Genomic DNA, 13,025 nt, shown 5'->3' with positions numbered 1-13,025 from the left:
CTTTAAACTGACTTCCAATAACCTATTTAAGGAAGTTTTCTATGCGCCTTTCAGAACAAGTCAAACCTATCAGCTATTTCAAAGATAACGCGGCTAAGGCAATTGCTGAGATGACTGAGACGCACGAACCACTCATCATTACCCAAAATGGCGAAGCGACCTGTGTCATACAAGATATCAAAAGCTATGAGGACACTAAAAATACGATGGCCTTGCTGAAAATATTAGCGCTCGGTCGAAAGCAAATTGAAGAAGGGCAATTTAAACCTGCTCGCAAAGTCTTCGCAAAAATGGACAAGGAAATACTCAAGTGAGTTACACCGTGTACATGTTGGACGATGCGGAAGAAGACTTATGGAACATCCATACCTACATTAAAAACCAATTCTCAAAACCATTGGCAGATCAAATTTATGTCGGTATTCGAGACAGCATTTTAATGCTAGAAACAAACCCACTACTGGGAACAACAATACCCCAACTAGCCGCACTAGGAATGACACAGTGGCGACAAATTGTCGTCATGGAAAAAAATAAAGTGGTCTATGAAGTTGAACAGAGTCGCAAACATATATATGTCTATCTGATCTGCACAGAACGGCAAGACTACGATGCTTTTCTTCAACGAAGAATTTTTAAAAGATAATGCAGAGCGCTTGTTCGTGGCGAAATTTCGGCTGCAAATCGCCTATTGTTTGTCTGGTTAACATGTCGTTGCACGGCTCAAATTACTCCAACGGCAGACACGGTTGAGTGGAGGCGGCTAGATGATTATCAGTTCTAACTTTCATGCATGGTAGTTGGTCATGCTTGAATGTTGGAACTGACCTCAAGCTCATGTCAAATGTAAGGCTTGACCACATGCTCCCCACAAAAAAACCGCAATCACGAATCCAAAGCATCCGGTTTCTTCAGAGCTTTTTTATCTGCTGCACTCAAACGACGTTCGACTTTTTTCACGTCTTCGCTTGGTGGCAAACTTTCAGGGCGAATACCGCGTTGTAGTAAGGTATCGCGTACCGCTTGGTTGTTAGTGACATGTTCTTTAGAAATCACTGCTTCACTATCCATCTGATGCTGTCTAGCATTGAAGATAGTAATCTCCGCCGCGAAATCTTTTGCTTTCAGAATGATGGTGGGCGCAAAGTCTGCTAATGGTCGATTGTCTGGCACTTGCCATTGTGCTTTCATGGCTTGCGTCGTTTTGCCAAAAAGTGCATGGTCACCTTTGCTTCGAATTAAAGCAAAATCTTGATTGCCACCGGTTTGCTCGTAGATCACTGCCGATAATTCTTTTTCTGTCTCGGTTAACTTTTTGCGCGCTGTCACACGTTCGGCTTCTAACAAGCGTTGCTCAATCAATTCGGCTTTTCGTGTTTGCACGGCAAAGTAGGTTTGCGCGAAGGCTATTTCTGACTTGCGCGGATCACCATTTTGCGCAATCAAATAGCAAGCGTAGCGAGTCAACATCAAATCATCGACTTCACGCTGACTTCCTGAGCCTAAGTCGACCATTTTCCTGACGTCAGGAAAATGGTTTTCTATGACATGCCCTGAGACCTCGCAAGCTGTCTTTGCTTTATTGAGCACATTGAGGAAATTTTCCCACTTGGCATAGCCCAACAGATGCTGAATATCCCGTGCCAACCAAAATTCCACGCCTTGAGCGGTGCGCTGCGCATGCGCTTCAAAATTGGTCGTGAGTGAGTGAATAATTTCGGTTTTCATAAATTATTTAAAGTACGTGATGTGCGATAGCAAAAGTATATTACATCATCCGACAGATGCTTGATCAAGCGTAAATAAATTATTTGGTTTTAACGCCGCTAAAATGTAGCCAAGGCGCGCGGCGGAGAGGGTCAAGCCTTACATTTGACATTCGACATTCAGCAATCAATCAACACCACGTTCTTTCTGTTTCACAGCCCGACTAACCGTCGCGTAACTTACCCCAAAATGGCTACCTACTTGCTCAAGTGTGTAGTGCCCACTTAAGTATGCCAGTGCCATATTTTCATTTCGCGGGTTTTCCAAATTCATAAAATAGTCCAATGGTTTGATGGGGGCTTGTTTTTGTTTTTTGGGGATGTCTTTGAGTGATTGTTCTGGATCGAGCTTGCATTGCATAGTAAGTACAAAATCGTCGTCGCCGAGATAGATTTGGTTCTTCAGGCTCTGCCAAGGAGAAGGCTGTCCTTTGCCCTGCTGTACAAATTCACGATAGCGCTGCTGTGAGATATTCTTGGTCTTGGCAAATCCACCCAGAACCCAATCGGTCGTCAGACATGCCGCGCCTTCTGCCAATCCGGCAGTAGCACGATAGCTACTCCACGGCCAGTCTTTGGCACTGCGCACCATGCCAGCACGTACCGGATTTAAGGCGATGTAGCGCGCCAATTCAAGCAGGTAGGATTCTTTCTGCACCAAAATCGCTTTAAATCGCCCCTGAAAAACATGGCCGACGCGTTGATACTGCCGATTGACATACTGGGTATAAGAACCATTGAGCAATTTCATACCGTCAGACAAACTTGCTCGGTTTGTTTCAATCAACAGGTGGTAGTGATTGTCCATCAGACAGTAAGCGTGGCAATACCAATCATAGCGATCCACCACAATTTTCAACAGCGACAAAAACCGCTGTCTATCATCGTCATTGGCATAAATATTCGCTCGTGCATTCCCGCGGGCTGTGACGTGGTACAAAGCACCTGCATACTCTATGCGTAGTGGTCTCACCATTTCAATCTCCTGTCGATTTAATTGCGGTAGAGTCTAGGATGCCGAAAGAGTGATGTCAAATGTAAGGCCTGACCCCGCGCTTTTATAAGCTCAACTTTGTTTGCAAATAAAACAGCCAATGCAGGGCGATCTAATAGGCGTTGCGCACGCGGGACTTCAACTAATTTCTCAGCGTCTTGTATATATGGTCGCAGCAACTCTACAAATCCCTCGCTCCCCATGAGTACCTGTCCTTTTAATTTATCCCAAGGTGAGGCTTGTCCAACTCCCTCCAAAACAAACTGGCGATAGCGCGCCCTTGCTATAGATTTTCTACTGGAAAATTGGCTCAGTATCCAATCCACATTGAGCCACGAAGAGGTTTGGTTCGCGTGCGCTGTCACGGCGTAACTAGACCAAACATATTGTTCAGCCTGCCCGACCATATTTGCACGCACGGGGTTGAGCACAATATAACGACAGAGCTCCAATAAATAGCTCTCCTTATCAACCAAAATTGCCTTATAGCGCCCTTGAAAGACATGCCCTACTCTGCCGTGAACACGATTTAACTGCTGGGTATATACGCCATTAAGTTGTCGCATCCCCGCTTGCAAATTCGCATCAGGGGTTTCGATCAACAGATGGTAGTGATTGTCCATCAAACAGTAAGCGTGACAAATCCAATTAAATTTTTCTATACAACCTGCCAGCAAAGCGAGAAACCGCTGCTTGTCTTCATCATCAAGATAAATAGCCGCCCGCGCGTTACCACGCGACGTTATATGGTAAATCGCACCGGGGAATGATAAGCGTAATGGTCTTGACATGGGGGTAGTCTAGTTCAAAAATGTGTCATGTCAAGACCTGACCCCAATGTTCATTTTTACTTTCGATATCGCAGTGTAGGAATTTCGGTTGAAGAACTGATCCGATCTCCAAATATTTGACTTAAATGCCAGCTAAAATCTCATTCAGAGATCGAGTCTTGACATGAAACGTCACTAAATCTCCATCGCAATTTGAGTCACTTCAGAATCATACAAAATAGAAGGAGCTCGTTCAAAGATCGAGTCTATACTTCTACGATTCACCTTACGCCAAATTCATGCACTTCGATCAAATCATTAATGTGTTGTGTCAAGACTTGACCCCTTGCTTCATTCGATTTCTTGACTACCGGGGGCTAATGGGTGCCCCTCTGCTTTAGTGCTTCTCTTTTTATCTATTTATCGGATTTGTGGATAATTCGTGTTTCGACCTTTACGGTTCCAACTTGAAATTTCTGTCGGCTCGCGGCAATTCGTTCAGCCTCGGCGGCACTACTCGCATCAATTGAATGAGTATTTCCATTTAATCTCCGACCATCTTTATCATAAGCGACTGCCTCAACTCCATACCTAGCCATAATCAATCTCCAAAAAATTAAATAGCAGTTAAAAATAAATAAGTTTAAGTAATATCATGAATTGCTCAACGTCAAAGCTGACCAAAATTGGTCAATCTTTAATTCTTACGTCAATAGCGACTGGTCCCTTATACGAAAATCCTAGACTAAATTCAATGATTGCGCCACTTGCGACTACTGACCAATCGGTTTTACTAAGTGATTTGGGTGTGAAAAAAATATGAAATCTTAATTCGCTTGAATAAATAAATCCGTATCCAGCTTGCTTGCTTTGAACTGTGCCAAGATAACGTCGTAGCGCTCCGTCAGGTAAACGTACTTCATAGCCAACTCTATCTTTATTTTGCAAATATGTTTGACGTAAACTTTGGAACTCATCCTTTCCTTTAGAGACATCGCCATACAATAAATTACATCGCGCATAAATTAACCTTGCTTCATAATGACTATCGCCATCGGAGAAGCTTCGTCGGAGATGCGACAAAATTGAATCTGGTGTTTCAAACTCATTTTTCTTTATGAGTAATTTAGCTAAAGATAGGCAAGCTTGTTTATCATTGGGAGATACGAGTACCGCACTCTTGAGGACTGCAATTCCTTCATCAATTTTGTCAGCTGAAGATAGCGCCTCTCCTAATACTCTAGTGATCGAAGTGTTTTCAGGATTTCGATCGTGAAATCTATTTAAGACATCAAGCGCTTGCGGTTGCTTCCCCATTGCTTTTAAAAACTCTGACCTCAATATGGTCATCGGGCCGTCACCGGTATTTAATTTCAAATAATTTTCAATTAGTTGTGATAGCTCGTTCGTGATTCGAATAATTGCTTGTTCTCTTATTTCGCGACGATCCTCAGTCTCCTTACTAAAATCTTGACTGAAATAGTCCTTTAGTTCATCCAATAATACCTGCCCAAGTAAATGCTCTGGATGCGAATTTTTTCTTTGTAATTGAGGCTTTAAAATACTTCTAGCATCCGCTCTATAACGTTCACGCTCCACACTAGACTGTGACGCAAGTGCTTTTTTCCTTAACAAGTTTGCTTTTGTATGTTGGATACCCGCATCACTGAATCCAGTTCCCTTATTCTCAATCTCGGCTTTTCGCAAATATTCAGATGCTAATTCAGTACTCCCCTCGCGATGAAATAATTCCAAAATCGCGCGTTGATGCCAAAGGTACGAGGGAGATGGGTTTGCCTCCTCAGCTGCATCAAAAACTGCTATTGCAAATTGTTTTCTCTCGAAAAGATCTGCTAACCGCCGCCCCTTCACGAGTTCAAAATATGATTTTCTATCGCTAGAGTAATCTAAATCAATCTTAGACAAAATTCTTATCAACTGAAATGTTCTCGCCTCAGGATCTGCTATGGCAAGCGAAAATACCATTTTTGCAATCTCATTATGCCTACTTTTATAGACCAGATCTCGATAGTGCCTATCAAAATTCGCCCGAATAACTCTTGCTAGCGGTCCGTGTAAATATTCGTTTAATGTTGAAATTGGTAGGCCGCTTATTCTAGACAACAAACCAGCACGAACCCCAACACCGGATTGATGTAAAGAGCAAATGTCTAAATAAAGTTGCTGGGCTTCGCGCGGTTGGATTTTCTCGAATTCACTAATTAAAATATCTTCAAAACTATCTCCAAAGGTTATTTCATGGAGCGCCACTAACAATTGTTGATCGTAGAATTTTTCAATAAATATTTTTCTTTCCGATTCGGAATACTGTTCCAGTGGGCCAAGTATTTTACTTTGTGATAGTTTATCTAAGAGGCTATTAACTTCGTTTTTCTCAAGATCATGAATTTCGAACTCGCGAGAGATCCTTCTCTGCAATTCTTGTCCATAAATATTCAATTCATTTGTTCGCGCGCAAACAATAATTGTAATTAGGAGCTTCTGTTGAAACGCCATTTCTACAAATCTTACCAACGACTCTTGATGCTCAACAACATCATCAATGAAGAAATAGATTCGACTTTGCACCAATTTCTGTAGTTCGAATACTAGGCTTGGTCGAATTACTGCCCCCTCATTTAACCAAACCGTAAGGGGTGAATCAAGTAATTGTGATGTTTCAATTGCCACTCGCTTTGCCAACACTGATTTTCCACAACCAGCATAACCTTTGATGACAAAAAGTTTTGACTCAGTACTATTCAGACTATCCAATACAGCGTGATTAAGAACTTCGGTTGTCGCATTTCGTGTTATGTCTAGTCCCTCATATATGGGATTGAATGAGACGTCTAGGCCGCAATAAAAGTTTTTAGGGTTGATTGCACTTCCATTTTTAGAATCTGGTGTTACGTGCGTTAACTCGTTAGTTAAATATTCAAGAAGCTCTAGCGATGGATTATCGTGCGATGGAATCCATTTGCTGATAGTCAAGTCAGATCTAGAAAAAAGAGATGCCAATTTTCGATTCGTTTCAGGGATTTTTGTATCTAGGGCATCTAAGAAACCCTTAAAATCTGCCTGAAACGGCGTAATCCTCCTACCTTGCCAAAATCTCTTTTGAATTTCATCGAATGAAATATCTACATACAAATATGAGTCTCTACTTTGACTTGAATCACCTATATCAAAGAGAATTTCTTTAATGTTTTCATCACCCAAGCTGTAACCACAGAAGATGATAGGAGATTGAGTAGCCCACTCTTTAAATGTCCTTACTAGATTTCCACGTCCTTTGGTAAATTTTGCGTATTCGTTGGAATCAAGGACTATTGGGACGTCTTTATCATTGAAATTATTTATACAGCCATGCAGCTTTAAGTATGGCACTGTATTTTGTCCAGCCAATGCCTTTTCTAGCTCATCTCCATCTTTAGTCACTGCGACAAGGTTCTGAAGACGCTCCGGAGAGTTTTCGTACGCACGTTCAACAACCAAATCGTAGTTTGTCGAAACTATTGCCCTCCAACGAAAGGTAGGTATTTTGAGATGAAATGGTGCTGGTCCTAAATCTATAAATATTTTCCTTATAAAAATCTGAACTTTTTCTAGGGATGCCTCACTTCGGGCATAATCAGCGACGGTCATTAAAGACTTGCTCTTGTGTGAACCGTCGAGAAATTCATCAGAAAGCCTATTTCGCACTATATCTGCAGTAATTCGTGTAGCGCTCCCGCCCAAGATTGCATCGTAAGATGCTCCTGCTCCTAAAAACAGTATTGCATTCCCAGATTCAATCGCTTTTATTATTGGTGACGGAAAATCGTTCGACATTTGTGCTCCTGAATTGAGATGAAGCTTGAAATTATTAGTTGTTATGTATTGAAACGAGACTGAATGCTGATTGAGAAATTTCAATACATCGGAAAAAATGGAAGCAATTCTTGAAATACAACATCATCACACATATTTCACACTGTGAATCTTTACCAATTCACAAAAACAAAAAGGGCGAACACACAATCCGTGCTCGCCCTTCAGGACTCAACAACCTCAAGCCAAACTACGCAACTCCCGCAAAGCCACAGACACCGGCGCCAAATCCGCACCCTGCGTTGTAATCGTCGCCAACAATTGATTCAACTTCACGATCGCTGCTGTGTGTTGTTCGCGCCATGTTGCGATGTCTTCTTGGCGTGATAGCAGTGATTTGGTGACTTGGCTGGCGATGGAATACACGTCGTCGCGGGCGCTGCCGCGGGCTTGTGTTTGCCATAGCGTGTCGGTTGGCAGGCGGTTGATTTGATCGCGCCATCCGGTTAATCCTAATTCGGCATCGACGCCAAAATAAGTGCGAGCGGCTTTTTCTAAATCACTGCCTGTGCTTTGTGCCAGATCGACTAAGTCCAATGCTGGGAAGATGAATTCCAGCGCGGCTAAGTTTTCAGCTAGGCCTGCTTCGACGCCGGCTTTGACCAAGGCTGCGCTGGCTTCTTGTAAGCTGGCGTAGGCTGCGGCTGGTAACCAAGTCGCTACGTTGGCGCGTAGTTCACGTGCGCCTGGTTGGTAGCGTTGGATCAGTGTTGGCAAGTCGGCGTTCGCAGTGCGGGCGCGTAGCATCCAGCGTGAGGCGCGTTGTGCGATGGCTGTCAATTTGCTGAGCAGGTCTAACTGCAATTTAGAATCGACTTTGTAATCGAGCGCATCGATTTGATCCCACAATGCTTCCAGATCAAAAATCTCGCGTGCCAGCGTGAAGGCGCGGATCACATCGGCGGCGGAAGCGGCGGCTTCTGAGGCGATGAAATTCACAAAAGTCGCGCCAGTGCGATTGACCACGGTGTTGGTGATAAAGGTCGCGATGATTTCACGTTTCAATTGATGATTGGCGATGGCATCGGCAAACTTCTCAGACAAAACTTGTGGGAAGTAGGCTTTTAAAGCACGGCTGAAGAATGGGTCGTCTGGCAAATTAGAGGCGACCAATTCATCAAACACTGCCATCTTGGCGTAGGCCAAAACGACGGCGTTTTCTGGTGCGGTGAGGCCTTGTTTGTGCGCGCGGCGACGGGCGATTTCTTCATCGGATGGGAGGAATTCAATCGCACGATTCAAGCGGCCTTGGCGCTCTAAAGTTTGCATCAGGCGTTGTTGACCATCGAGTACATACAAAGGACGGTGGCAAGCGATGTCGAGTGCCTGGCCTTGGTAGTAGTTGTCGGTTAAGACTAAGTGGCCGACTTCATCGGTCATCGAGGCTAACAGGTCATTGCGTTGTTTGAGCGTGAGATCGCCTGCTTCGGTGATCGCGCCGACCAAGATTTTGATATTGACTTCGTGATCGGAGCAATCGACACCAGCGGAGTTATCAATCGCGTCGGTGTAAATGCGGCCACCTTTTTGCGCGAATTCGATACGACCGTTTTGGGTGCAACCGAGGTTACCGCCCTCTGCCAAGACTTTGCAGCGCAGCTCGTTACCGTTGACGCGGAAAGCATCGCTGGATTTGTCGCCGACTTGGGCGTGGGTTTCGTAGGTCGCTTTGACGTAGGTACCGATACCGCCGTTATAGAGCAAATCGACTGGCGCTTGCAAGATTGCTTTGAGCAATTCGACTGGCGTGAGTTCTTCGGTCTCTATGCCTAAGACGGCGCGTGCTTCTGGTGTCAGGCTAATTGACTTGGCACCACGTGGATAGACGCCACCGCCTTTGGAGATCAGGCTCTTGTCGTAATCTTCCCAGCTGGAGCGCGGCAGATTGAACATGCGCTGACGTTCGGCGAATGACTTAGCGACATCTGGATTTGGGTCGATAAAAATATGGCGATGATCGAATGCGACTAGCAATTTAATTTGTTCGGACAACAGCATGCCGTTACCAAACACGTCGCCAGACATATCGCCGATACCCGCGACCGTGAATGGTGTGGTCTGCGTGTTGTGACCGAATGAGCGGAAATGACGTTTGACCGATTCCCATGCACCGCGTGCGGTGATGCCCATTTTTTTATGGTCGTAACCGACCGAGCCACCAGAGGCAAATGCATCGCCTAGCCAAAAGCCATAATCCGCGGAGACGCCGTTAGCGATATCTGAGAAAGTTGCCGTGCCTTTGTCGGCCGCAACGACCAAGTAAGGATCATCTGGATCATGGCGCACGACTTTGGTCGGTGGTACGACATTACCTTTGACGATGTTATCGGTCACGTCCAACATGCCGGACAAGAAGATTTTGTAGCACGCTACGCCTTCCGCTTGATAGGCTTCGCGGTCGCTCATCGCTGGTGGATTTTTGAGGACAAAACCACCTTTGGAACCGACTGGCACGATGACGGTGTTTTTGACTTGCTGCGCTTTGACCAAACCGAGAATCTCGGTACGGAAATCTTCACGACGATCCGACCAGCGCAAACCACCGCGAGCCACTTTACCGCCGCGTAAATGTACGCCTTCGACACGTGGGGAATAGACCCAGATTTCGAATAGCGGTTTTGGTTCTGGCACGCCTGGTACTTCGCGTGGATTGAGTTTAAAACTCATGTAGGATTTGAAAGCGCCTGTCTCTGTGGTTTGCCACAAGTTGGTACGCAGTGTCGCCAAGATGGTGGCGATGAATTGGCGCAAGATGCGGTCTTCGTCGAGGCTGGCGACTTGGCTCATCGCGGCTTCGATTTGTTCGCGGATATGCTTTTGTGCTGCGTCACGATCACCAACAAAATCTGGTTTGAAACGTGCGCCGAATAATTCTGCGATCAATTGTGTGATGCCACAGTTTTTGTTCAATGCGGCTTCGATATAGTTTTGGCTGTACGCGAAACCGAGTTGTTTGAAGTAGCGTGAGCAAGCGCGCAAGACGCCGATGGAGCGTGCGTCGAGGGCTGTGTTCAAGACTAAGCGATTTAAGTCATCGCTTTCCACTTCGCCACGCCATGCTTGGCAGAATAATTCTTCGAAGCGGGCTTTGACCGCTGTCAAATCGGTGGCGACTGGTAATTGCAAACCCAGATCATGAATCCACAATTCGCTCTCGCCATCGGCCACGTGATATGGATGCTCGTCGAGCACGCGTGCGCCCATGCGTTCTAGCACTGGCAGAGAGTCTGACAAAGCCACTTTAGAGGTGTTGTAAATCTTAAAGCGCAACAAGCCAGCGACTGCATCGAGTGGACGATACAACTTAACCGCCAATGGGGATGCTTTGGACAGATGCGACAAGATATCCGCATCTTCGGCACCGCCTTGTGGCGTGAAATCTTCGCGATACGCGCTAGGGAAAGCATTGGCAAAACGATTTGCCAAATCCAGACCACGGCCTTCGCCATGCGTACGCAAGAGCTCTGTGCTGCAATCATCTTCCCAACGCTGGGCGAGTTTGGCGATGCGCGCTTCGAGTGCGGAGACGTTCACATTGGTGCTCATCGGCGCATCGGTTTTGGCACGTACCAAATAATGGATACGCGCTAATGGGCTGTCGGTCAACATCGGTGTGAATTCGATGGAATGACCATCTAATGCCGCCATTAATTCGCTACTAATTTTGACGCGCAGCTCGGTGTTGTAGCGATCACGTGGCACGAATACTTGCGCAGAAGTGAAACGCCCAAACGGATCACGACGCAAGAACAAACGTACACGCTGACGTTCTTGCAAACGCAAAATACCAATCGCGTGGTCAGTCAAAGTGGCGGTATCGACTTGGAATAATTCGTCACGTGGATAGTCATCGAGAATCGATTGCAAGGCTTTTGCTGCATGGCTCTCAGGCACAACGCCCGCTGCGCTCATGACGGCGGCTGTGCGTTGACGTACTTGTGGGATTTCGCTGACGGGCGCGGAGTAAGCTGTAGAAGTGTAGAGGCCGAGGAAGCGGGATTCACCGATGACTTCACCCGCATCGTTAAAGCGTTTGACGGCGATGTAATCAAGCCAAGCTGGACGATGCACGGTGGCGCGCGTCATGGCTTTGGTGACCAATACGGTTTCTTCGGAATCGATCAAGGCGACCACTTCCGGTGGCAACAGCGTTTCGTTGGTTTGCACTTTGCCGCGCAAGATGCCGAGGCCAGAATCTGCTAAGGCGACTAGGCTGACTTGATTGCCACTACGTTTGAGTTCGTAATCACGCGCACCGAGGAAAGTGAAATGGCGGTCTTCTAACCAGCGTAAGAAGGCGATACCTTCGCCATGACTTTGGTGCGTGCCTGTGAATTTTTCTGAGGCGGTGATGAGTTCTTTGACGCGACTCAACATTGGCTGCCAATCAACCACGGCACCACGCACGTCTGCCAAGATGTGGGTCAATTCATCGACCAGAGCTTGTTGATCGGCCGCGCTAACGATGCGATCGCATTCAACCAAGATCAATGATTCGACTGGATCATTGCGTCCAGCTGCAGTAGCAGCCGCCACGGTACTCACTTCAGCAATACTGCCATCGGCATTGCGCGCTACGCTCATCAAAGGATGGACGATCCAGTGCGCGGTACGACCACTGCGGTTAATCGCCATCGTGACGGAATCAACCAGGAAAGGCATATTGTCATTCACGATCTGCACGACCGTATGTTCGCTGACAAATCCATCTTCGGCCAAACTAGGATTAAACACGCGGATCTTCGGGCTATTCGCCGCACGAGGCGAATCTAACAAGCGCCAATGCGCGTTCGCCAAGGCAAACAAATTCGCCGCGCCACGCGTGGTGATTTCATCAGGATCGGTGTTTTCAAAATAAGCAGCGATAAAGCCGCCTTGACGTTTGCTGGCTGAGCCAGAATGTTCTTGGGCATATGCCATGAGTTCGGCAAAATGGGATGAGGTCATGCTTGTTCCTTACTTGTTTAAAGTTCAAGAAGTGCCAATTCGTTTTTAGTTTTAATGTTTGATTGCGTATGGTTTTTGGGTAAAAAACCTGGCGATCAAACCTAGTGGAAAGTCTCTAGAAATTCCCATATTGCAAGTATCCTCCATTCGGGATGGATTGACAAATGCAGCGAGGAAATTCCAACAGCAAGCAGACCACTCGGCAAAGTGCCGCTAGTGTAGCTTTATTTGTATTGTTCAGGCGGTAAGACCAGATGCGGAAAGAACTTAGTTTGGGTTAGATCAAAATGGTTTGATGGAATGGGGTGGGGAAATGGTTCTACACCACGGATGTGCTTTGATGGTTCTGGAGCTGGATGCTATGCCGTAATGATTTGTGAAACCAACCGAAACGAGTATCCGAATCAAATAGGATCAGTAGGTTGGCGCTGAACAAAGTGAAGCCCAACAATCAACCGCTGAAAGATCGAAGTTGGGCTTTGCAGCCCAACGATTACTGTTCTAATTTGCGATATGTTGGGCTTGTCAGCCCAACCTTGTATCTTAACAGTTCATCCAATCCGTTAAAATTGAATGATTACGTTGCTATTGTTTGCCGCGTAAAAGTTATTTGGAATTGCTATGGGACGACGAGCCCACCCTTGGGTTTCAACCCGACATGTAGATAGTTGCCCA

At 46.0% G+C, this 13,025-nt stretch carries 8 protein-coding genes; 2 read left to right on the top strand and 6 right to left on the bottom strand.

Annotation, left to right across the window (positions count from 1 at the left end; all coding sequences use genetic code 11):
* Positions 1 to 41: 41 nt before the first annotated feature.
* Both H8K52_RS11055 and H8K52_RS11050 read left to right on the top strand, forming a co-directional pair.
* Positions 42 to 314 (top strand): type II toxin-antitoxin system Phd/YefM family antitoxin, encoded by a 273-nt coding sequence (locus H8K52_RS11055; RefSeq protein ID WP_186922967.1) that lies wholly within the window; start codon positions 42 to 44, stop codon positions 312 to 314.
* On the top strand, positions 311 to 646 hold the full coding sequence (locus H8K52_RS11050; protein WP_222613757.1) for a type II toxin-antitoxin system RelE/ParE family toxin: 336 nt from the start codon (positions 311 to 313) through the stop codon (positions 644 to 646). Before H8K52_RS11055 ends, H8K52_RS11050 begins: the two co-directional genes overlap by 4 nt.
* Positions 647 to 885: 239 nt before the next feature.
* On the opposite strand, the gene dinD is transcribed toward H8K52_RS11050, so the two are convergent.
* From dinD to H8K52_RS11020, 6 genes are all read right to left on the bottom strand, one after another.
* The gene (dinD, locus tag H8K52_RS11045; protein WP_186922965.1) at positions 886 to 1,728 is read right to left on the bottom strand and encodes a DNA damage-inducible protein D; all 843 of its coding nucleotides are present in this window, start codon (positions 1,726 to 1,728) and stop codon (positions 886 to 888) included.
* 165 nt (positions 1,729 to 1,893) lie between these two features.
* Positions 1,894 to 2,742, bottom strand: coding sequence for an REP-associated tyrosine transposase (locus tag H8K52_RS11040; RefSeq protein WP_186922964.1), 849 nt, complete (start codon positions 2,740 to 2,742; stop codon positions 1,894 to 1,896).
* A gap of 17 nt (positions 2,743 to 2,759) precedes the next feature.
* Positions 2,760 to 3,551 (bottom strand): transposase, encoded by a 792-nt coding sequence (locus H8K52_RS11035; protein ID WP_186922963.1) that lies wholly within the window; start codon positions 3,549 to 3,551, stop codon positions 2,760 to 2,762.
* Positions 3,552 to 3,946: 395 nt separating this feature from the next.
* Complete coding sequence (locus H8K52_RS11030; RefSeq protein ID WP_186922962.1) at positions 3,947 to 4,129, bottom strand: hypothetical protein; 183 nt, start codon at positions 4,127 to 4,129, stop codon at positions 3,947 to 3,949.
* Between the two features lie 91 nt (positions 4,130 to 4,220).
* Entirely contained in the window at positions 4,221 to 7,364 is a 3,144-nt protein-coding gene (locus H8K52_RS11025) for an SIR2 family protein (RefSeq protein WP_186922961.1), read from the bottom strand.
* A 219-nt stretch (positions 7,365 to 7,583) separates the two neighbouring features.
* Positions 7,584 to 12,350 carry an NAD-glutamate dehydrogenase gene (locus tag H8K52_RS11020; protein ID WP_186922960.1) on the bottom strand — a complete coding sequence of 1,589 codons (4,767 nt, stop codon included), beginning with the start codon at positions 12,348 to 12,350 and terminating at the stop codon, positions 7,584 to 7,586.
* Between the last annotated feature and the right edge of the window lie 675 nt (positions 12,351 to 13,025).

Origin of the sequence: Affinundibacterium seohonense (assembly GCF_014284305.1) — a bacterium.
Taxonomy (GTDB): domain Bacteria; phylum Pseudomonadota; class Gammaproteobacteria; order Burkholderiales; family Burkholderiaceae_D; genus Undibacterium; species Undibacterium seohonense.
This window is presented reverse-complemented; position numbering and strand designations above follow the sequence as displayed.